The organism is Streptomyces sp. NPDC002138 (genome assembly GCF_040296485.1).
In the GTDB taxonomy this organism is placed as follows: Bacteria; Actinomycetota; Actinomycetes; order Streptomycetales; family Streptomycetaceae; genus Streptomyces.
The window spans coordinates 29,390-50,941 of sequence record NZ_JBEOXE010000054.1; the positions used below are offsets into that span (position 1 = coordinate 29,390).

Annotated in this window: 18 protein-coding genes and 1 riboswitch; of the genes, 8 read left to right on the forward strand and 10 right to left on the reverse strand. The window is 73.0% G+C overall.

The window, feature by feature from the left end; all coding sequences use genetic code 11:
• Position 1: 1 nt before the first annotated feature.
• Positions 2-2,461 carry a DNA gyrase/topoisomerase IV subunit A gene (locus tag ABT084_RS28525; RefSeq protein WP_351049736.1) on the reverse strand — a complete coding sequence of 820 codons (2,460 nt, stop codon included), beginning with the start codon at positions 2,459-2,461 and terminating at the stop codon, positions 2-4.
• 187 nt (positions 2,462-2,648) lie between these two features.
• On the opposite strand from ABT084_RS28525, the gene ABT084_RS28530 reads away from it, so the two are divergent.
• From ABT084_RS28530 to ABT084_RS28545, 4 genes are all read left to right on the forward strand, one after another.
• Positions 2,649-4,001, forward strand: a complete 1,353-nt coding sequence (locus ABT084_RS28530; protein ID WP_351049739.1) for a M16 family metallopeptidase — start codon at positions 2,649-2,651, stop codon at positions 3,999-4,001.
• Positions 4,002-4,021: 20 nt separating this feature from the next.
• Positions 4,022-5,389 carry a M16 family metallopeptidase gene (locus ABT084_RS28535; RefSeq protein WP_351049774.1) on the forward strand — a complete coding sequence of 456 codons (1,368 nt, stop codon included), beginning with the start codon at positions 4,022-4,024 and terminating at the stop codon, positions 5,387-5,389.
• Positions 5,390-5,572: 183 nt separating this feature from the next.
• Positions 5,573-5,728: riboswitch (cyclic di-AMP (ydaO/yuaA leader) on the forward strand.
• Between the two features lie 13 nt (positions 5,729-5,741).
• The gene (locus ABT084_RS28540; RefSeq protein ID WP_351049742.1) at positions 5,742-6,548 is read left to right on the forward strand and encodes a M23 family metallopeptidase; all 807 of its coding nucleotides are present in this window, start codon (positions 5,742-5,744) and stop codon (positions 6,546-6,548) included.
• 183 nt (positions 6,549-6,731) lie between these two features.
• Positions 6,732-7,397 (forward strand): GntR family transcriptional regulator, encoded by a 666-nt coding sequence (locus ABT084_RS28545; RefSeq protein ID WP_351049744.1) that lies wholly within the window; start codon positions 6,732-6,734, stop codon positions 7,395-7,397.
• 216 nt (positions 7,398-7,613) lie between these two features.
• Here the strand turns inward: ABT084_RS28545 and ABT084_RS28550 are convergent, their stop codons facing one another.
• Positions 7,614-7,895 carry an HPr family phosphocarrier protein gene (locus ABT084_RS28550; protein WP_351049747.1) on the reverse strand — a complete coding sequence of 94 codons (282 nt, stop codon included), beginning with the start codon at positions 7,893-7,895 and terminating at the stop codon, positions 7,614-7,616.
• A 222-nt stretch (positions 7,896-8,117) separates the two neighbouring features.
• Here ABT084_RS28550 and ABT084_RS28555 point away from each other — a divergent pair, with 222 nt between their 5' ends.
• The 4 genes from ABT084_RS28555 (at position 8,118) to ABT084_RS28570 (ending at position 13,680) form a co-directional block, all read left to right on the forward strand.
• Positions 8,118-11,078 carry a bifunctional acetate--CoA ligase family protein/GNAT family N-acetyltransferase gene (locus tag ABT084_RS28555; protein ID WP_351049750.1) on the forward strand — a complete coding sequence of 987 codons (2,961 nt, stop codon included), beginning with the start codon at positions 8,118-8,120 and terminating at the stop codon, positions 11,076-11,078.
• A 67-nt stretch (positions 11,079-11,145) separates the two neighbouring features.
• Positions 11,146-11,745, forward strand: coding sequence for a DUF5998 family protein (locus tag ABT084_RS28560; RefSeq protein WP_330333088.1), 600 nt, complete (start codon positions 11,146-11,148; stop codon positions 11,743-11,745).
• Positions 11,745-12,950, forward strand: coding sequence for an alkaline phosphatase family protein (locus tag ABT084_RS28565; protein ID WP_351049753.1), 1,206 nt, complete (start codon positions 11,745-11,747; stop codon positions 12,948-12,950). Before ABT084_RS28560 ends, ABT084_RS28565 begins: the two co-directional genes overlap by 1 nt.
• Before the next feature lie 79 nt (positions 12,951-13,029).
• A complete protein-coding gene (locus tag ABT084_RS28570; RefSeq protein WP_351049756.1) occupies positions 13,030-13,680 on the forward strand; it encodes a thymidine kinase in 651 nt (216 codons plus the stop codon).
• A 74-nt stretch (positions 13,681-13,754) separates the two neighbouring features.
• Here the strand turns inward: ABT084_RS28570 and ABT084_RS28575 are convergent, their stop codons facing one another.
• The 8 genes from ABT084_RS28575 to ABT084_RS28610 all read right to left on the reverse strand — a co-directional run bounded on the left by ABT084_RS28575 (position 13,755) and on the right by ABT084_RS28610 (position 21,309).
• Positions 13,755-14,948, reverse strand: coding sequence for a zinc ribbon domain-containing protein (locus ABT084_RS28575; protein WP_351049759.1), 1,194 nt, complete (start codon positions 14,946-14,948; stop codon positions 13,755-13,757).
• A 5-nt stretch (positions 14,949-14,953) separates the two neighbouring features.
• On the reverse strand, positions 14,954-15,517 hold the full coding sequence (locus tag ABT084_RS28580) for a phage tail protein (RefSeq protein WP_351049760.1): 564 nt from the start codon (positions 15,515-15,517) through the stop codon (positions 14,954-14,956).
• Positions 15,514-17,481 carry a putative baseplate assembly protein gene (locus ABT084_RS28585; protein WP_351049763.1) on the reverse strand — a complete coding sequence of 656 codons (1,968 nt, stop codon included), beginning with the start codon at positions 17,479-17,481 and terminating at the stop codon, positions 15,514-15,516. Before ABT084_RS28585 ends, ABT084_RS28580 begins: the two co-directional genes overlap by 4 nt.
• Positions 17,481-17,903: a GPW/gp25 family protein gene (locus tag ABT084_RS28590; protein WP_030388067.1), complete on the reverse strand. Its 423-nt coding sequence runs from the start codon at positions 17,901-17,903 to the stop codon at positions 17,481-17,483. The genes ABT084_RS28585 and ABT084_RS28590 overlap by 1 nt, the downstream gene beginning before the upstream one ends.
• On the reverse strand, positions 17,903-18,220 hold the full coding sequence (locus tag ABT084_RS28595; RefSeq protein WP_351049766.1) for a PAAR domain-containing protein: 318 nt from the start codon (positions 18,218-18,220) through the stop codon (positions 17,903-17,905). The genes ABT084_RS28590 and ABT084_RS28595 overlap by 1 nt, the downstream gene beginning before the upstream one ends.
• Before the next feature lie 52 nt (positions 18,221-18,272).
• Positions 18,273-20,090 (reverse strand): VgrG-related protein, encoded by a 1,818-nt coding sequence (locus tag ABT084_RS28600; protein ID WP_351049768.1) that lies wholly within the window; start codon positions 20,088-20,090, stop codon positions 18,273-18,275.
• On the reverse strand, positions 20,087-20,818 hold the full coding sequence (locus ABT084_RS28605; protein WP_351049771.1) for a CIS tube protein: 732 nt from the start codon (positions 20,816-20,818) through the stop codon (positions 20,087-20,089). The genes ABT084_RS28600 and ABT084_RS28605 overlap by 4 nt, the downstream gene beginning before the upstream one ends.
• Positions 20,819-20,883: 65 nt before the next feature.
• Positions 20,884-21,309 (reverse strand): phage tail protein, encoded by a 426-nt coding sequence (locus ABT084_RS28610; RefSeq protein WP_030710062.1) that lies wholly within the window; start codon positions 21,307-21,309, stop codon positions 20,884-20,886.
• Positions 21,310-21,552 lie beyond the last annotated feature (243 nt).

The window sequence follows — 21,552 nt, forward strand, 5'->3', positions numbered from 1 at the left end:
TCTAGAGCACCGCTCCGGCCAGCGCGGTCACCACCGCCGGGAGCGGGGTGCCCGAGCCGTCGCGGCGCGGGTCCGTCTCCGGCAGCTCGGCCGGGGCGCCGTTGGCCCCCGCCGCACGCGCCGGGGTGCCGCCCGCCCAGGCCAGCACCAGCACGTCCTCGCCCTTGAGGAACCGCTGGCAGCGCACGCCGCCGGTGGCCCGGCCCTTGCGCGGGTACTGGTCGAACGGGGTGAGCTTGCCCGACCGCATCGAATCGTCCAGGGTGCCGTGCGAACCGGCGACGGTGAACACCACGGCCCCGCCCGCCGGATCCACCGCCGAGAAGTGGATCACCTTGGCGCCCTCGGAGAGCTTGATGCCCGCCATGCCGCCCGCCGGACGGCCCTGCGGGCGGACCTGCCCCGCCGGGTACCGCAGCAGCTGGGCGTCGTCGGTGATGAAGACCAGGTCCTCCTCACCCGTGCGCAGCTCGACCGCGCCGACGATCCGGTCACCGTCCTTGAGGCCGATGACCTCCAGCTCGTCCTTGTTGGCCGGATAGTCCGGCACCACGCGCTTGACCACGCCCTGCTCGGTGCCGATGGCCAGACCCTGGGAGGACTCGTCCAGCGAGGTCAGGCAGACCACCGTCTCGTCCGCCTCCAGCCCGGAGAGGAACTCCGCGACGGGGGCCCCGCCCGCCAGGTTCGGCGCCGCGTGCGTGTCCGGCAGCTGCGGCAGGTCGATCACCGCGAGCCGCAGCAGCCGCCCGGCCGAGGTCACCACGCCCACATCGGCCCGCGCGGTCGCCGCGACCTGCGAGACGATCAGGTCGTGCTTGGCCCGGGCGGCGCCCTCCTCGGCGACCGCGAGCGGCTCGCCGTTGGCCGTACGGGCCAGCAGACCGGTGGAGGAGAGCAGCACCCGGCACGGGTCGTCCGCGACCTCCAGCGGAACCGCCGCGACCGTCGAGCCCGCCGACTCCAGCAGCACCGTGCGCCGCTCGGTGCCGAACTTCTTCGCGACCGCCGCCAGTTCGTTGGAGACCATCTTGCGCAGCTCGGTGTCCGACTCGAGGATCCCGGTCAGCTCGTCGATCTCGCCGTTGAGGCGGTCCTGCTCGTTCTCCAGCTCCAGCCGGTCGAACTTGGTGAGCCGGCGCAGCGGGGTGTCCAGGATGTACTGGGTCTGGATCTCGCTCAGCGAGAACCGCTCGATCAGCCGGGCCTTGGCCTGCGCGGAGTTCTCGCTGTCGCGGATCAGCCGGATGACCTCGTCGATGTCGACGAGGGCCACCAGCAGGCCCTCGACGAGGTGCAGCCGGTCGCGCCGCTTGGTGCGGCGGAACTCGCTGCGGCGGCGCACGACCTCGAAGCGGTGGTCGAGGTAGACCTCCAGCAGCTCCTTGAGGCCCAGCGTCAGCGGCTGGCCGTCCACCAGGGCGACGTTGTTGATGCCGAAGGATTCCTCCATCGGCGTCAGCTTGTACAGCTGCTCCAGCACGGCCTCGGGGTGGAAGCCGTTCTTGATCTCGATGACCAGGCGCAGACCGTGCGAGCGGTCCGTGAGGTCCTTCACATCGGCGATGCCCTGGAGCTTCTTCGAACCGACCAGGTCCTTGATCTTCGCGATGACCTTCTCGGGGCCGACCGCGAAGGGCAGTTCGGTGACGACCAGACCCTTGCGGCGGGCCGTCACGTTGTCCACGGAGACCGTCGCGCGGATCCGGAAGGTGCCGCGCCCGTTCTCGTAGGCGTCCTTGATGCCGGACAGGCCCACGATCCGGCCGCCGGTCGGCAGGTCCGGACCCGGGATGAAGCGCATCAGCGCCTCCAGGTCGGCCTCCGGGTAGCGGATCAGGTGCCGGGCGGCGGCGATGACCTCGCCCACGTTGTGCGGGGGCATGTTGGTGGCCATGCCGACCGCGATCCCCGACGCGCCGTTGACCAGCAGGTTCGGGTACGCCGCGGGCAGGACCCCGGGTTCGAGCTCCTGGCCGTCGTAGTTCGGGGTGAAGTCGACGGTGTCCTCGTCGATGGACTCCGTCATGAGCGAGGCGGCGTCGGCCATCCTGGACTCGGTGTACCGCATGGCGGCGGGCGGGTCGTCGTTGCCGAGGGAACCGAAGTTGCCGTGGCCGTCGACCAGCGGCAGGCGCATCGAGAAGGGCTGGGCCATGCGCACGAGGGCGTCGTAGATCGACGCGTCACCGTGCGGATGGAGCTTGCCCATGACCTCGCCGACGACGCGGGCGCACTTCACGTAACCGCGGTCGGGGCGCAGGCCCATCTCGTTCATCTGGTACACGATGCGGCGGTGTACCGGCTTCATGCCGTCCCGGGCGTCGGGCAGGGCGCGGGAGTAGATCACCGAGTACGCGTACTCGAGGAAGGAGCCCTGCATTTCGTCGACGACGTCGATGTCGAGGATCTTCTCCTCGAAATCCTCCGGCGGCGGGGTCTTCGTGCTGCGGCGGGCCATCGCTGCGCGGCTCCTTAACCATGGTGATGGGGGCTGGGTCTGACGCGGACCATTGTGGCCCGAGGCACCGACAACGCCGACTCCGACCCAGGAGTGACCCGGGAACTTCTCCAGGGGCCGACGCGCTTGCATACAGTGACAGGTCTGACGGAATTCTCTACATCGCGATCGAAGGGACCACATGCCCATGGGTCACACGGCCACAGCTCAGGCCGGCTCCGGCGGCCTGACAGCGACCGAGCACCGCCTGGCCAACGGCCTGCGCGTGGTGCTCTCCGAGGACCACCTGACCCCGGTCGCCGCGGTCTGCCTGTGGTACGACGTCGGTTCGCGTCACGAGGTCAAGGGCCGGACCGGTCTGGCTCACCTCTTCGAGCACCTGATGTTCCAGGGCTCGAAGAGCGTCCCCGGGAACGGCCACTTCGAGCTGGTCCAGGGCGCCGGCGGTTCGCTCAACGGCACCACCAGCTTCGAGCGGACCAACTATTTCGAGACGATGCCGACGCACCAGCTGGAACTCGCGCTGTGGCTGGAGGCGGACCGGATGGGCTCGCTGCTGGCCGCATTGGACGAGGAGTCCATGGAGAACCAGCGCGACGTCGTCAAGAACGAGCGCCGCCAGCGCTACGACAACGTCCCCTACGGCACGGCGTTCGAGCGGCTGACCGCCCTCGCCTACCCGGAGGGCCACCCGTACCACCACACGCCGATCGGCTCGATGGCCGACCTGGACGCGGCCTCCCTGGAGGACGCGCGGACCTTCTTCCGCACGTACTACGCGCCCAACAACGCCGTGCTGTCGGTCGTCGGGGACATCGACCCCGAGCAGACGCTCGCCTGGGTCGAGAAGTACTTCGGCACCATCCCCTCGCACGACGGCAAGCAGCCGCCGCGCGACGGCGCGCTGCCCGACACCATGGGCGGCCAGCTGCGCGAGGAGATCGTCGAGGAGGTCCCGGCCCGCGCCCTGATGGCCGCCTACCGGCTCCCGCACGACGGCACCCGCGACTGCGACGCCGCCGACGTGGCGCTGACCATCCTGGGCGGCGGTGACTCCTCCCGGCTCCACAACCGCCTGGTGCGCCGCGACCAGAGCGCCGTGGCCGCCGGTTTCGGCATGCTGCGCCTGGCCGGCGCGCCCTCGCTCGGCTGGCTGGACGTCAAGACCTCCGGCGGGGTCGAGGTACCCGACATCGAGGCCGCCGTCGACGAGGAACTCGCGCGGTTCGCCGCCGAGGGCCCGACGGCCGAGGAGATGGAGCGCGCGCAGGCCCAGCTGGAGCGCGAATGGCTGGACCGGCTGAGCACGGTGGCCGGCCGCGCCGACGAACTGTGCCGCTTCGCGGTCCTCTTCGGCGACCCGCAACTGGCGCTCACCGCCGTCGGCCGCGTCCTCGACATCACCGCCGAGGAGGTCCAGGCCGTGGCCGCCGCCCGCCTGCGTCCGGACAACCGCGCGGTGCTCGTCTACGAGCCGATCGCGGCCGAGGACGCCGAGGAAGCCGCCGAGAACGACGAGAACGAAGGGGTGGAGCAGTGAGCGACACCGCAGCCGTCACGATGACCTTCCACCCCCAGCCGCAGCCCGGCGAGGCCAAGCCGTGGGCGTTCCCCGCCCCCGAGCGCGGCGCGCTGGCGACCGGCCTGACCGTGCTGCGCTGCCACCGGCCCGGCCAGCAGGTGGTGGCCGTCGAGATCAACCTCGAAGCCCCGCTGGACGCCGAGCCGGCCGGGCTGGACGGCGTGGCCACCATCATGGCCCGCGCGCTGTCCGAGGGCACCGACAAGCACTCCGCCGAGGAGTTCGCGGCCGAGCTGGAGCGCTGCGGCGCCACCCTCGACGCGCACGCCGACCACCCGGGCATCCGGGTCTCGCTGGAGGTCCCGGCCTCCCGCCTGGCCAAGGCCCTGGGCCTGCTCGCCGAGGCGCTGCGCGCCCCCGCCTTCGCCGACTCCGAGGTCGACCGCCTGGTGCGCAACCGGCTCGACGAGATCCCGCACGAGCTGGCCAACCCGCAGCGCCGGGCCGCCAAGCAGCTCTCCCAGGAGCTGTTCCCGGCCACGCTGCGGATGTCCCGCCCGCGCCAGGGCACCGAGGAGACGGTCGCCCGGATCGACTCCGCGGCCGTACGCGCCTTCTACGAGGCCCACGTGCGCCCCGCCACGGCCACCGCGGTCGTGGTCGGCGACCTGACCGGCATCGACCTGGACGCCGTCCTGGCGGACACCCTCGGCACCTGGACGGGCAACGCCGCCGCGCCGCTCCCCGTGCCGCCGATCACCGCGGACGACACGGGCCGCGTGGTCATCGTGGACCGGCCGGGCGCGGTCCAGACGCAGTTGCTGATCGGGCGGATCGGCGCGGACCGGCACGACCGGGTCTGGGCGCCCCAGGTGCTGGGCACGTACTGCCTGGGCGGCACCCTGACCTCCCGTCTGGACAAGGTCCTGCGCGAGGAGAAGGGGTACACGTACGGCGTGCGCGCCTTCGGGCAGGTGCTGCGGTCCACGGCCGACGGCACCGGCGCGTCGATGCTCGCCATCAGCGGGTCGGTGGACACCCCGAACACCGGCCCGGCGCTGGACGACCTCTGGAAGGTGCTGCGCACCCTCGCGGAGGGCGGCCTGACCGACGCCGAGCGGGACGTGGCGGTGCAGAACCTGGTGGGCGTCGCCCCGCTCAAGTTCGAGACGGCCGCGTCCGTCGCGGGGACCCTGGCCGACCAGGTCGAGCAGGGCCTGCCGGACGACTACCAGGCGCAGTTGTACGCGCGGCTGGCAGAGACGGGCACGGTGGAGGCCACGTCGGCCGTCGTCAACGCCTTCCCGGTGGACCGTCTCGTCACGGTCCTGGTCGGCGACGCCGCGCAGATCGAGGCGCCCGTGCGGGCCCTCGGAATCGGTGACGTGAGCGTCGTCGCCAACTGAGCGTGCGAGGAGGGGTTCTGGTGGCTTGACCACCAGAACCCCTTTTGTCCGTTTGGTGGAGAGGTTGCTTCTATGTCACGTGACGTAGGTAACAATGGGGCGTGTGTGTTTGGTGATTACCGGATGATCCGCCTAGCGTCGGCCGTGCTGTCCGTCAGTTGTACGCGCCGCACTCGCGGCACCGGGCAGCGATCGCCGAGTCCCCGTCAGGCGCGAGCCTGGGGAGCCGGGGACCCACAGTCCCTGGGGTGAATCGGACCGTCTCGCGAGAGAGGGCCCGTAGGAGACCTTCCTGCTCCGAACCCGTCAGCTAACCCGGTAGGCGAGAAGGAAGGAAAGGATCAGCCCCTTCATGGCGTTCGGCAGCTCTCGTGCCTCCTCCTCCGGCGGCAAGCACCGCGGTTCCAGCCGTCTGAGCCGGAAGACCGCAAGCGTCGCCGGCATAGCCGCCCTCGCCGCCACCGGCGTCGCGGCCACCCTCGCCGCCCCGGCCTTCGCCGCGGACAACCACAGCAGCACCCCTCCGGCCGACTCGAACATGAAGGCCGTCGTCGCCCCCGACCTCGCCGGTGACCTCGAGGCCCAGGCCGACGCCCAGCGCAACGCCGCCGACGCGACCGCCCTCAGGGTGCAGGCCGAGAACGAGGCGCGGACGAAGGCGGCCGAGGCCAAGCGGATGGCCGAGGCCAAGGTCAAGGCCGAGCGCGAGGCCAAGGAGCGTGCGGACCGCGAAGAGGAGCGCAAGCGCCTCAACGCCTTCGTGACGCCGATCGAGGGCTCCTACGTCAGCACCCAGTACGGCGTCGGCGGCAGCATGTGGTCCTCCGGCAGCCACACGGGCATCGACTTCCACGCCGGTGTGGGCACCGTCGTGCGCGCCGTCGGCGCGGGCGTCATCGTCGAGGCCGGCAACGGCGGCGCGTACGGCAACAACATCGTCATCAAGCACAACGACGGTACGTACACCCAGTACGCGCACCTCTCCCGGCTGAGCGTCTCGGCCGGCGAGCAGGTCACCGCCGGGCAGCAGATCGGCCTGTCGGGCGACACCGGCAACGTCAGCGGCGCGCACCTGCACTTCGAGGCCCGCACCGGCCCGTCGTACGGCTCGGACATCAACCCGCTGACCTACCTGCGGGCCCGCGGCGTCAACATCTGATCCCGCCCGCACGGCAGCGTCCCGAAGGCCCCGGCTCATCGAGCCGGGGCCTTCGCGTCGTGCGCGCGGCGCCGGTGGCCCGTCGTGGTCGCTCATTTCCGCCCGTCCTCGGAAAATATCGCGTGTTGCAATAGAGTCGACGCAATGGAATCGGCGGCAGCGGTATTCAGCGGAGGTCCGGTCTTGCGAATTCCCGCGCACGCGGTTTGTACGGCGATCCGCGACGACATCGTTTCCGGGGTCTTCGGACCGGGCGTCCGGCTCACCGAGGAGGTGCTCGCCCGGCGTTACGGAGTCTCCCGCGTCCCCGTCCGCGAGGCCCTGCGCACCCTGGAGTCCGAGGGCTTCGTCACCACCCGCCGGCACGCGGGCGCCTGTGTCGCCGAGCCCACCGAGCAGGAGGCGGCCGACCTGCTGGAGGTCCGGATGCTGCTGGAGCCCCTCGCCGTGGCCCGCGCCGCCCACAGGCGCGGCGAGGCGCACCTCAAGGTGCTGCGGGGGCTGGTCAGGCTGGGGCAGGAGCGGGCCAGGAGGGGGCAGGGGGACGATCTGCGGGCCCTGGGGGGCTGGTTCCACGAGACGCTCGCGCAGGCCTCAGGCAGCCCCGGCCTGATCGCGCTGCTCACCCAGATGCGGCACAAGGTGGCCTGGATGTACGTCGTGGACGCCCCCGTGCGGCCGGTGGAGTCCTGGGCGGAGCACGGCGCGATCGTGGACGCGGTGGCGCGCGGCGACGCGGAGCGGGCGCGGGCGCTGACCGCGGCCCACGCGGACCGCGCGGCGGGGGCGCACCGGCTGCGCGTGAGGACTTCGCAACCTGCCGTAAACACGGCGAGCGGCGGCCTTTAACACGGCGCGTATACAAAGGACGGGTGGGGCGGCTATTTCCGCTTCCCTTTATGACGCCACGGATATCGGCGGCCGGAAGTCGGAAGTCGGCGGTGGATGTCGCGAGTGGATATTCGCGCCCCGGCCGGATGGTCTGGAAAAGCCGCGGAGCCGTGGCCCCCGGGGTTCCGGGAGCCACGGCTCCGCCGTGCGTGGTGCGGGGGCCGGGCCCCGGGGTCAGACGGTCTCGGGGAGCTCTTCGAGGCCCTCGGCGACCAGCTTGGCCAGACGGTCGAGCGCGGCGTCCGCACCCTCGGCGTCGGACGCGAGGATGATCTCCTCGCCGCCCTGGGCGCCCAGGCCCAGGACCGCGAGCATGGACGCGGCGTTGACCGGGTTGCCGTCGGCCTTGGAGATCGTCACCGGGACGCCGGAAGCGGTCGTCGCCCGGACGAAGATCGAGGCGGGACGAGCGTGCAGGCCCTCGGCCCAGCCGACGTTGACGCGGCGCTCTGCCATGGTGATGCCCTTCAGGTTCCAATGGTTGTCTAGACCAGTCTCTCACGGCGCTCTGAATGCTCCGGCCGACTTCCGACCCCCATCCGCCTGCCGTTCGGCCCTCCTCAGCTTGCACTGGTTCGTCCCGGCTCGCCTAGCGCGCCGCGCGCACGCCCCCGGGCCGATGCGGCCCCGGCGACCGCTCTTCCGCCCTCGCCCCAAGGCAGGCTCTAGGGTGGCCTCATGACCACCGCGTCGGACCCCTCGTACCCGGCCCACTGGGAAGCGGACGTCGTGCTGCGCGACGGCGGCACCGCCCGGATCCGCCCCATCACGACCGAGGACGCGGACCGCCTGGTCAGCTTCTACGAACAGGTCTCGGACGAGTCGAAGTACTACCGCTTCTTCGCCCCGTACCCCCGGCTGTCCGCCAAGGACGTGCACCGCTTCACCCACCACGACTACGTGGACCGGGTGGGCCTCGCGGCCACGGTCGGCGGCGAGTTCATCGCGACCGTGCGCTACGACCGGATCGGCGCCGACGGCCGCCCCGCCTCCGGGGCCGCCGACGAGGCCGAGGTCGCCTTCCTCGTCCAGGACGCCCACCAGGGCCGCGGGGTCGCCTCCGCCCTCCTCGAACACATCGGCGCGGTGGCGCGCGAGCGCGGGATCCGCCGGTTCGCCGCCGAGGTGCTGCCCGCCAACACCAAGATGATCAAGGTGTTCAAGGAGGCCGGCTACGAGCAGAAGCGCAGCTTCGAGGACGGCGCGGTCCACCTCACCCTCGACCTCGAACCCACCGCCGAGTCGCTCGCCGTCCAGCGCGCCCGCGAGCAGCGGGCCGAGGCCCGCTCCGTCCAGCGCCTGCTCGCCCCGGGCTCCGTCGCCGTGATCGGCGCCAGCCGCACGGGAACCGGCGTGGGCGCCGCCGCCCTGCGCAATCTGCGCGACAGCGGATTCGACGGCGCGCTGTACGCGGTCAACGACGCCGTGACCTCCGACCTGCTGCTCGGCGTACGGGCGCACCGCACGCTCGGCGGCATCGGGGAGCCGGTCGACCTCGCGGTGGTGGCGGTTCCGGCCGAGCGGGTCCCCGAGGTGGTCGCGGACTGCGGGGAGCACGGGGTGCAGGGCCTGGTGGTGCTCTCGGCGGGGTACGGCGAGAGCGGGCCCCTCGGGCTCGAGCGCCAGCGGGAGCTGGTGCGCCAGGCGCGGACGTACGGCATGCGCGTCGTCGGCCCCAACGCCTTCGGCGTGATCAACACCGCTCCCGGGGTCCGGCTCAACGCCTCGCTGGCGCCCGCGCCGACCCCCGAGCCGGGGCGGATCGGGCTCTTCACCCAGTCCGGGGCCATCGGGATCGCCCTGCTCGCCGGGCTGCTGCGGCGCGGCGAGAGCCTGTCCTCCTTCGTGTCGGCGGGCAACCGGGCGGACGTCTCGGGCAACGACATCCTCCAGTACTGGTACGACGACCCGGCCACGGACGTCGGCCTGCTGTACCTCGAAACGCTCGGCAACCCGCGCAAGTTCACCCGCATCGCCCGGCGCACGGCACTGGTGAAGCCGGTGGTGGTGGCCAAGGGGGGACGCCACAGCGGGGTCACCCCGGCGGGGCACGCGGTCCCCGGCACCCGGCTGCCCGACGCCACCGTCTCGGCGCTGCTGCGCCAGGCCGGGGTGATCCGGGTGGACACGGTGACGGAGCTGGTGGACGTGGGCCTGCTGCTCGGGTCCCAGCCGCTGCCGAGGGGGCCGCGGGTGGCGATCCTCGGGAACTCCGAGTCGTTGGGCGTGCTGACGTACGACGCCTGCCTGACGGAGGGGCTGCGGCCGTGGCCGCAGCTGGACCTGACGACGGAGGCGACTCCGGAGGACTTCCGGGTGGCGCTGGTCGCGGCGCTGGCCGCCGATGCGAACGATGCGGTGATCGTCACGGCGATTCCCGCCGTGGGGCGGCAGGATCTGACCGGTGGGCTCGCGGTGGCCATCCGGCAGGCGCTGGCCGAGGTTCCGGGCAAGCCGGTGGCCGTCGTCCACGTGGAGCTGGGCGCCCTGGCCGAAGCCCTCTCAGCGGCCACGACCCTCCGCCCCGCCCCGGCCGCGGGCGGCCCCGCCCCGGCCGCCTCACACGCCGGCGGGGCCGCGAGCGTCGCCTCACACGCCGGCGGGGCTGGGTTTGCCTCCGGAAGGGCGTTCTCCGGCGCGGGGGCGGGGGCACATTCAGCCCGCCCGGCGTTTGAGGGCCCGCCGGAGGCAGGATCGGGCGGCGCGGGCCCGCACCCGCGCTCCACCGCGGCGCACGCGGCGACCTCCGCGTCGGAGCGGGACGGCGGGGGCGGGAGGGTGCCGGCCTATCCCGCGGCCGAGCGGGCCGTGCGGGCGCTCGCGGAGGCCGTCCGGTACGCCCACTGGCGGCGCGCCGCCGCCACCCCCGGCCGCGTGCCCGAGTTCGACGACATCGACGAGAGCGGCACGGCGGCCCAGCTGGCCGCCCTGCTCGACAAGAGCGACGCCGCAGCCCTGACCCTCCCCGACGACGAGACCCGGGAGCTGCTCGCCCGCTACGGGATCCACGTCCGCCCCACCCTCCCCGCCCCCACCCCCGACGCCGCCGCCGAGGCAGCCCGCACGCTCGGCTACCCGGTCGCGCTCAAGACCACCGCCCCGCACCTGCGCCACCGCGCCGACCTCGGCGGCGTACGGCTGGACCTGACCACCGAGGCCGACCTGCGCCGGTCCTACGACGAGCTGACCGAGGCCCTCGGCACCTCCGCCGAGCTCCTGCCGGTCGTCCAGGCCATGGCACCCCGCGGCGTGGACACGGTCGTGCGCGCCGTGGTCGACCCCGGCGCCGGCTCCGTCCTCTCCTTCGGGCTCGCCGGGGTCGCCTCCGAACTCCTCGGCGACACCGCCCACCGCCTGGTCCCCGCGACCGACCGCGACGCCGCCGAGCTGATCCGGTCCATCCGCACCGCCCCCCTCCTCTTCGGCTGGCGCGGCAGCGACCCCGTGGACACCCCGGCCCTGGAGGAGCTGCTGCTGCGGCTGTCCCGGCTGGTCGACGACCACCCCGAGGTGGTCGGGGTCACCCTCGAACCGGTCGTGGTCGCCACCGAGGGCCTCTCGGTGCTCAGCGCCACCCTCCGCATCGCCCGTCCCCCCGCCCGCACGGACCTCGGGCCGCGCACCCTTCCCAGTTACTAGACCGTCTCTTCCGGCGGACCCGCCCGGGCAGGCCGAGGCGCCCCGTACGGGCCTTAGGATGGACCTCATGGCGAAATCCGGTACGACGACCCAGGGGCTGCGCGCGGCTATCGAGCGCAGCGGCTACTACCCGGCCCTCGTGGCCGAGGCGGTGGAGGCCGCCGTGGGCGGTGAGCCGATCTCGTCGTACCTGGTCCACCAGGAGACCACCTTCGACTCCAACGAGGTCCGCCGCCACGTCACGGTCCTCGTCCTGACCGGCAACCGCTTCATCGTGAGCCACACCGACGAGCAGGCCGCCGACGCCGGGTCGCCGTCCCCGTACGCGACCACCTCGACCGAGTCGGTCAAGGTCGCCGGCATCTCCTCGGTGGTGCTCAGCCGCGTCGTCGCCAACCCGGAGTCCTACACCCCCGGCACCCTGCCCCGCGAGGTCGTCCTGACCATCGGCTGGGGCGCGGTCTCCCGGATCGACCTGGAGCCCGCCGCCTGCGGCGACCCGAACTGCGACTCCGACCACGGCTACACCGGCAATTCCACCGCCGACGACCTCAGCCTGCGGGTCAGCGAGGCGGGCGACGGCCCCGAGGCCGTGCGCCAGACCCTCGTCTTCGCCCAGGCGCTGAGCGAGGCCACCGCGGCCACGACCACCCAGGCCGCCCGCTGATGGCACACTCCGCGCAGCAGGACTGGCAGGAGCCGGAGCTGCTGGACCTGTCCGGCGCGCCCGTTCCGCAGTACGGCACCGGCTCGCTCGCCGATCTGCTGCCCACCCTCGCGGCGGGCCAGGGCGTCCCCGGCCTCACCGCGGGCATCGCCGAGCTGACCCCGGCGGACCGCAACTGCGTGTTCCTGATCGACGGACTCGGCTGGGAGCAGCTCAAGGCCCACCCGGCCGAGGCCCCCTTCCTGACCTCCCTGCTCGGCAGCTCGCGCGGCGGCACCGGCCGCCCGATCACCGCGGGCTTCCCGGCGACCACCGCCACCTCGCTCGCCTCCGTCGGCACCGGCCTGCCGCCCTCCGCGCACGGCCTGCCCGGTTACGCGGTCCGCAATCCGGCGACCGGCGAGCTGATGAACCAGCTGCGCTGGAAGCCCTGGACCCAGCCCAAGACCTGGCAGCCGTACCCGACCGTCTTCCAGCTCGCCGACGCCGCCGGGATCGCCACCTCGCAGGTGTCCTCCCCGGACTTCCAGCACACCCCGCTCACCAAGATCGCGCTGAGCGGCGGCAGCTTCCACGGCCGGATCACCGGCGAGGACCGGATGGACCTCGCGGCCCTGCGCCTCGCCGCCGGTGACCGCTCGCTCGTCTACACGTACTACAGCGAGCTGGACGGCGCCGGTCACCGTTTCGGCGTCGACTCCGACGCGTGGCGCGGCCAGCTGATGTACGTCGACCGGCTCGTCCAGCGCCTGGCCGAGCAGCTGCCGCCGCGCTCCGCGCTCTACGTCACCGCCGACCACGGGATGGTCGACATCCCCTTCGACGAGGACGCGCGGATCGACTACGACGAGGACTGGGAGCTGGGGGCGGGCGTGGCCCTGCTCGGCGGCGAGGGCCGGGCCCGTCACGTGTACGCCGTCCCGGGCGCGCAGGCCGACGTACTGACCGTGTGGCGCGAGGTGCTCGGCGACCGGTTCTGGATCGCGAGCCGCGAGGAAGCGCTGGAGCTGGGCTGGTTCGGCGCTCCCGGTGTCTGCGACGAGCGGGTGCTCGGGCGGATCGGGGACGTCATCGCCGCCGCCCACGCGGACATGGCGATCACCGCCTCCCGGACCGAGCCGAACGAGTCCGGGCTCGCCGGAATGCACGGTTCGATGACCGCGGCCGAGCAGCTCGTCCCGCTGCTCGAGATCCGCTCGTCCTAGCGGCCCGTCGGCCCCTCCTCCCGCCGTCTCCTCCCGCCCCCGCCGCCCCTTCCCGATCTCGAAAGGTCCCGTACTTCCCATGCCCGAGCTGGCCTTTTTCTCCGGAACCATGGACTGCGGGAAGAGCACGCTGGCGCTCCAGATCGCCCACAACCGCGACGCGCGGGGGCTGCAGGGCGTGATCTTCACCCGTGACGACCGGGCGGGCGAGGGCAAGCTGTCCTCGCGCCTGGGTCTGGTGACCGAGGCGGTCGAGGCGCCGCAGGACATGGACCTGTACGCCTACCTGGTCGCGCAGCTCTCCCAGGGCGGCCGGGCGGACTACGTGATCGTGGACGAGGCGCAGTTCCTGACCCCGGACCAGATCGACCAGCTCGCCCGGATCGTGGACGAACTCGGCCTGGACGTCTTCGCGTTCGGCATCACCACCGACTTCCGCACCAAGCTGTTCCCGGGCTCGCAGCGGCTGATCGAGCTGGCGGACCGGATCGAACAGCTCCAGGTCGAGGCCCTGTGCTGGTGCGGCGCCCGCGCGACGCACAACGCCCGCACGGTGGGCGGCGAGATGGTCGTCGAGGGCGAGCAGGTCGTGGTCGGCGATGTGAACCGCCCGGCGGAGGAGATCGGTTACGAGGTCCTCTGCCGCCGCCACCACCGCCGCCGCATGACCTCGGCGGCGGCCCACGCGGGCGTCCTCTCCCCGGACGTCCTCCCGGTCAACCACGCCTGACCGCCCTCCCCTCGCCCCTGTCCCGTGACGGGGGCGAGGCCGGGCGGCCGCCTCGTGCGTGACCCGCCGGACGGTCAGCTCCGCTGGAAGAACTCCACCTCCGCCAGGGCGACGTGGTGGTCCGGGGCCGACCCGGCGGGTGCGTCGAGGGTCAGGCGGATCGTCATGGCGTCGCTGATGCCGGTGGAAAACTCCTGCGGACCGGGCTTGTCGCTCAGGGTGAGCCGCTTGCGGACCTTCTGGCCGTCCCGTGCCGTCACTTCCATGTCGATCTGGAGCGCCCGCCCCTGTTTCGCGTACTCCTCGGGTGAGGAGGAGGCGCCGTTGGTGATGATCACGTCGACCAGGCGGAACGGCTTGGCGAAGGTGTACGTCACCCGGGCGCCGGGGCCGGGCGCGCCCCAGTAGCGGTTGCTGAGCCCGTCCGTGGTGGCGCTCACCGGGTGCCCGGGCAGTTCGGCGCTCGCCTCGACGCGGGTCGGGGTCACCGCCCTGGCCTTGCCGAGCTTGTCGCGGGTGTCCTCGATCAGGTGGCGTCCGGCCGGCAGCATCAGGAAGCCGGCCGCGCACAGGGCCAGCACCACGGCCAGGATCACCATGAGGCGGACCATCCGTCCCGAGCCCGCCCGCGTGCGGCGGCGAAACGGCCAGATCGTCCGCCACCACGGCAGGGGAGCCGGCGCGGTGGTGGGCGTCAGCCGCGCCGCGCAGCGGCGGCAGAAGCGGCGGTCCGGCGGGTTGGGCGTGCCGCAGGCGGGGCACGGCACCCCGGTCATGTCGTCGCTCCCCGCAGCGGGACGCACGACCGGGCGCGGCGCGACAGCCTTCGCGGGCCGGACGGCCTGCGGGAAGTCGACCGGCGCGGTGGCGGCCTGCGGAGCGGCGGCCCGCGGAGCGGCTGCCCGCGGGGTGGCAGGCGGCGCGGCGGGCGGTGCCTCGGGGGTGGCAGGCGGCGCGGCGGCGCGCGGTGGCGGCGGGGTGCGCTCCGCCTCGCGCGTCCCGCGGGCGGTCGGGTCCTCCCCACCGGCCGGGCGGGCCTCCGGCGGAGGTGTCCGCGTCGCAGCGGGCTCCGGCGGGGAAGGCTCCGCTCCCGACGGCCCAGGCGGGTCGGACTCCTCGTCGGCGGGCGGCCGGGAGTCCACCGGCTCCGGGGCCGGGGCCGGGGCCCGGGAGGCGGCGCCGTCCGACCAGCCCAGGTAGGCGCCGCAGTTGCCGCAGAAGTCGTCCCCCGCGCCATTGGACGCCCCGCACACGGGACACGCACGCACCGCCGTCACCTCCCTTCAGCTGCGGGAGGCCCCGAGAGGACCTCCACCCGACAGGACGTGTGAACAGGGCACAGCATGCGCACGAGCGAGCGGACGCGGTCCGCGTCCACCACGTCGTCGCGGGACGGCCACACCCGGACCAGAACCTCGTCGGCCGGAGCAGCGGGAAGTTCGCCGCCGGCCGTTCGGGACCAGGCGGCCCCGCCGTCCCCGCTGACCTCGGCGGACACGCCCAGTACCAGGCGCAGGGCCTCGGTCAGGCCGCGCCGGGTGCCGCGCCAGCGGTGCAGTTCCACCGCGCGTGCCACCGCCTCACGCCGCAGCCCGGTCGGCCACCGGGGGTCGTCGACGCCGCCGACCCAAGAGGCCAGCCAGGACAGGAAGTCGGCCGGGGCCAGCCGGGGATCGAGGTAGGAGGGCAGGTTGTCGAGGGTCGTGAAGACCGGGGCCAGGACCGTGTCCAGCCCCGCCGTGAACCGCTGGGCGAAGTCGTCGTCGGCGTACAGCGCGGGCAGCTGTTCGCCGATCGGGTACCGGCTGGGCAGGCCGGTGACCGCGGCCCGGCTCATCCGCGCACCCCCGTCTCCGGCTCCGTCACGACCACCTGGTGCTGGTAGGAGAAGACCAGCGCGCCCGCTGCGATGTCGATCCGGTCGGCCGGGGCGCCGCGCCGCCCCGTGATCGGGTCGGCGGCGAACATCCGGATCTCCTCCACCAGCACGTCCCCGATGGCGCGTTGCAGCACACCGAACACCTCGCCGTACTGCACGGGCCGCCCGAACGGCCAGCCGGCGCCGTCGGGGCCGCCGTGCAAGGGGTTGAGGTGGCGGAACAGTGCGGCGAGCGCCGCCTCGCGCACCTGGTCGGCGTCCGCCGCGGGAGCGGACAGCCGGGCGACCACGGTGACGCCCTGGTAGACGGGTGGTTCCACGACGAGGCGCGTGCCGATCAGGCGCCGTTCGTCGAGGGTGGTGGTGATCGCGGTGAGTACCTGGTCGGAGGGGATCAGCTGCTCGAAGCGGAGCCGGTCGCCCTCGTCGGCCACCGCGTCCGGCACCACCAGGACCCGTACCGCGCCCGCGCCACCCCGGCCGTCAGCGGCCGGCAGACAGCGGACCCGGCGCACCGAGGGCGCCGCCTGGCGGGCGATGATCTCGTAGTCCTCGGCGGTCACCGCGCGCTCCTGCATGCGCAGCGCCTGGGGCGCCCGCAGCTTGGCGTTGTCGATCGTCTCGCCGGCGACACCGCCGCGCGCCGCCTCCCGGTTGGTGACCCGGGCGACGTACGGGACGGAGCTGCGCAGGACGGAGACGGCGCCGCGGGAGACGTTGCCCGCCGGCCCGCCCCCGGTGCGGTAGCGGGCCACGCGGACCTGGGAGCCCTTGGGCGGGACGGCACCGCAGGACCGCAAGGTGCCGTCGGCCTCGCGCAGCACCGGCGGGAACGTGAACTCGCCGGTGGTGGCGTTCACGCGGACGTGCCGGTCGTCGGGTCCCGAGCGGCCGAAATTGTCCACCAGGTCCCAGCGCTGCCATCCTTCCGGGGAGGACACCTCCACCACCGGCGGCTCCCCGTCGAGCAGCACGGGCGGGCGGCCGAGCCGGAAGGTCTGGCCCGCCACTCCCTCCGAAGCGCCGAGCGGTACGTCGGTCACCCGCTCGGCGTGCTCCACGGACATCGTGCCACCGACGGTGAAGACGGCGGCCTCGCGCACGGTCGGGGACTCCGAGTAGAACGGCTGGCCGGGCTCCGGCTCGGTGACCCGGCAGCGCAGCCAGCCCGCGCGGGTGCCGCTGATCAGCGACGCGGTATGCCCGGCCGGGACGTACACGATGACCTCACCGGGCCGGTTGAGACCGCCCGTGCTGTCGGAGTCGGTCTCGCAGCGCTGCCACCGGCCGCCGTCCCATGCCTCCCACACCAGCGGGGGCTGGCGCGGGTCGACACCGACGCCCTCGACGCGGCTGTCGAGGCGGACCGCGACCACACAGCGCGGTACCGCCGTCGGCAGGCCGAACAACAGCGCGTCGCCGGGCTCGGGCGTCGCCTGGAAGCACGGTATGTCGTGGCCCTCGGCGAGCGTACCGGTCCGGTCGGTCAGGTCACCGGTACGGGGCGCGGTGACCAGACGCGTCAACTCGCTCGGCACGATGCGCAGATCACCGGTGGTCGCGAAGACCACGGCCTCCTCGGTCTCCCCGGCGGCGGTCGTCACCTCGGTGCCCGCGGGCAGCGTCAGCGTCTCGGGCTGTGGAGCCGACAGCCAGAAGTCGACGTCGGCGACGGCGGCCGCGGGCGGGTAGAGCTGGATGTCCAACAGGTCCAGGAACGCCAGGTAGTTCTTGTCCGGGACCCGGTTCAGCCGGTACAGCAGCTGGTCCACGAGGTAGGCGAACGTCTCGATCAGGGTGACGCCCGGGTCGGAGACGTTGTGGTCGGTCCACTCCGGGGCGCGCTGCTGCACGTACCGCTTCGCCTCGTCGACGAGTTGCTGGAACCGCCGGTCGTCCAGGTTGGGGGAGGGCAGGGCCATCAGTCCGCGACCATTTCCTCGGCCCCCTCCTCGGAGGGGATCGTGTAGAAGGGAAAGACCAGGTTGCGCCGGTCGTTGGTGGTGCGCACCGTGTAGTGCACATCGATGTAGAGGGTGCCCGCGTCCACGGCATCGAAGGCCACGACGACCTCGTCCACCGCGATCCTGGGCTCCCAGCGCTCCAGGGCCTCGCGCACCTGCTGCGCGACCCGCCCGGCGGTGTCGCCGTCGCCGGGGGCGAAGACGTACTCGTGGATACCGCAGCCGAATTCGGGCCGCATCGGCCGCTCCCCCGGCGCGGTGCCCAGGACCAGGCGGATGGCCTCCTCCAGCTCCCGTTCCCGCTCGACCATGGCGATCCCGCCGGTCGGCCCGACCCGCAGGGGGAAGGCCCAGCCGCGCCCGATGAACCGTTCGCTCATCACACACCGCCGATCAGGACGGTGGGGTCACCGGTGAGGATCATCGCGCCGCACGAGGTCTGGTCGCGCGCCCGGGCGGCGGGCAGGCCGCCGATGAGCACCGGGCCCGCGGCGAGCGCGGCCGGGTTCGGCATGACCACGTTGCCCGGGCCCAGTGCGGCGTGCGGCGGGACCACGCAGACGTGCAGGCTGCCGACGACGGCGGCGGGCCGGCCGCCGATCAGCACCGTGGCCACCGACGCGGCGGCGCCGGGCGGTGGCGTGGCGATCCGGCCACCGTGGTTGGTGGGGTCGCCGGTACGGGCTGCGGCTGGCATCGGGTCCTCCTCGGGGATAGCGGTCGTGGTGCGAGTGGCGGTGGACAGGGGGTCAGTTGATCCGGATGAGCCGGGCCTTGAGGGTGGCGAGCAGGCCGCCGTTGACGGTGACATCGGCGGTTCCGTTCACCCGCACCGACCGGCCGCCGATGCTGACCCCGACGGCGGCGTCGATGTCCACCTGACGGCCGGACACCTTCACGGTGCCCTGCCGGGCATCGAGCGTGATTCCGTTCTTGTCCAGCAGGACCGAGGTCAGCGGGCGGCCCCGCCCCGCGTACACGGTGAGCTCGATCCGGTCCCGGCGGTCGTCCATGCGCACTTCGAGCCGTTCGTCCCCGGTCACCAGCCGCAGCCCGGAGGGGCCCGGCGCCGCCGCGTCGAGCAGCTCCACGCGATGGCCCGAACGCGACACCACAGAACGGCGGTTGACCTTTCCGCTGGTCTTGTCGATCAGCGGTACGTCGTGCGGCGAGGGCTGGTCCACGCCGTTGTAGAGCCCGCCGATGACGTACGGACTGTCGAGCAGTCCCTGCTCGAACCCGACGAGCACCTCGTCGTTGACCTCGGGGCTCACCACGCCGCCGCCACCCTTGCCGCCCCACTGGACGGTGCGCACCCAGTCGGTGACGTACGTGTCGTCCAGCCACGGGAACTTCAGGCGTACCGCGCCGCGTTGCGAGCCCTCCGGCTCGCGCACGTCCGTCACCACGCCGATCGCGAGACCCGGGATGCGCGGGCCGCGTCCCGGCGCGTTGGCGCCGGTCACCAGGCCGGCCAGGGAGCGGTCCGGGCTGGAGCTGACCCACACGGTGGTGCGGTAGCCGCCGTGCGGCTCCAGGACGTGCTGCACGGCCGTCGCCGTGTACCGGCCGGAGAACGCCTGCCCCACGTTGCCGAGTGCCACCGCTTTGCCGGCCCGCAGCAGCGGGTTCCCCTCGGCCACCGCCTCCAGCTCGCCGAACCCGGAGCTGATCCGGTCGGCCGCCGCCTTCGCGACCGCCGTGGTCTCGGCCTGCGTACGGTACGGAGTGTCGGTGACGGCGACGGCCGACGTGCCGAAGCGTGCGGCGAACTGGGGGCTGAGGCCCGGCACCACCGTGTCGCTGACCACCGACGGCTGCTCGGCGACCAGCGACCGCTTGGTGGTCACGTCCCAGCCGCGCACCTGCACGGTCGAGGAGCCGTCGGCGGCCGACAGCGCGGCCCGCAGGGCGAGGAGGTTCCTCCCGTACTCCAGGACCATCGGATCGCGCACGGCCGATGTCGACGGGGCGGGCGCCCCGGAGGCCTTCACGGGCCGGGTGAACTGGAGCAGCCCCTGGTCGTCGACGCGCACCTGCGCGCCGCTCTCGCCCGCGAGGTACTGCAGGAAGTCCCAGTCGGAGACGTTCGCCTGGGACAGCTGCTTGTACGTCACCGGCGCCGCCTCCACCTTCCCGACGGCCAGGCCGGCTCCGGCGGCCACCTTGCGGACGATGGCGGCGGCCGTCATGTTCCGGTACGCCACGACCCTGCGGCCGCGCTGGAGGCGGTGCGCCTTGGAGTAGGCGCGGACCACGGTGAACGAGCCGGTGCGGTCCCGGTCGATCTCCAGGGCCGTGACCTCGCCGTTGAAAAGCCGCTCCCGCGCCTGCCCCTTCACGGTCATCACCGACACCCGCAGCGGGGTGCCGATGGTGATGCCGGTGGCGCGCAGGAACTCGTGGTCGGGGTCGCGATAGGTGAGCACGGCGGTGTCCGGAAGACCCACGTTCTCGTCCACCACGCAGCTGACCAGTTGCGCCGCCCAGATCTGCGGCAGTTCGCCGGGCGTCTCCACGATCGGGTCGGCCGCGAACGACCGGCCCCCGGATTCCGACGGGCTCACCGCTGCTCCTCCTCGCCGCCGTGCTCGGGGTCCTGCAGGGCCGGCACCACGAGCTCGGTGCCGGGGACGAGCGCCATCGGGTCGTCGATCCGGTTGGCTTCCGCGATGGCCCGCCAGGCCGTCGCGTCGCCGTACTCGCGCCAGGCGAGCATCGCCAGACTGTCGCCCGCCACCACGATGTGCGTGCTGCGGGCGGTGCGTGCGCCGGAGGTCGGGTTCTGGCCCGGCGGGTCGACGCTCGCCTCCTCGATGGACAGTGAGCAGGTGGCCCGCAGCGGTTTGCCGTCCACGTCGAAGAGCGTGTACGACACCGACAGGTTCGACAGGACCCCGTCGAACGAGGTCGTCCGCGCGCTGCCCCACTCGAAACGCACCCAGGGGCTGGCCGGCTTCTTGCGGCCGAGGCTGGCCGGGGTCGGCACGCACGCCTTCATCAGCTTCTCCACCGCCTGCTCCACCGAGTTGTCGTGGGTGGCGGTGGCGTCCAGGAACACGTCCAGGCTCAGGGTGCGCGGACCGCTGCCCACGAACTCGGGCAGCGCCGACTGCCCCGCCATCCGGGACGGGGAACGCCGCCACTCGGTGGTCTTGCCCAGCTGCAGGGTCGACGGGTTGAACTGGAGATCGAGCTTCGCGATCATCCCGCCCGGCTTGGCGCCGACCGAGGCCGGAGGCTCCTTGAGGGTGAGCTGGGCCCTGGCGCGGCTGGCGCGTGCCGATGAGGCCATGGCGTGGACTCCCTTTCGGAACGGGGACGTACGAAGAGGACGGATACGGGTGGGGTGCCGGGCGGTCAGGAGGGCAGCAGCCCCTGGTGGGCGATCTCCAACGTCTCCACGGCCGCCGCGGAGTTGGCGGGGTCGAAGGACGGCCCCTGCCATCGGACCGGGACGATCCCGAACACCTGCCAGCTGATGATCCGGCTCAGATCGGGCCGCAGCGCCACGATCTCCCCGTCCTTGGGCTCGACCCGACGCAGCGTCTCGTCCAGCCAGCGGCCGATCTTCGCCGTGTCGGCGGTGACGGGCCGGGTGAGGGTGATGTTCGACCAGGTCACACGGCCCGGCAGCTGCCACGTGAAGCCGTTGTTGCCGCCCTCGGCGTAGCTCTCCATCTCGACTTCGGCGCCCATGCCGGAGCAGGTGTGGAAGGCGCCCAGGTCGTTGCCGCCGATCGCCAGCCGGAAGAACACGCTGGTCGCGAAGATGTTGTCCGTCATCGGTCCGTCGTCCGTTTCTCGTGCGTACGTGTTCTCAGCGACGGCCGTCGAAGGGCCGGCCCGCGCGTTCCCGGCCGCGCCGCAACTCGGTGCGCAGCAGGCGGGAGACCGGATCGAGCAGGCGGCGTGCGAGATCGTCCAGATCGGCGTCGGCGACCTGCGGTGCCGCGTGCCGGGCCGTGGACCCCGGCCGATTCGGTGTCCTGGCTGAAGACCATGGCCTGGAACCTCAACACCGGCATG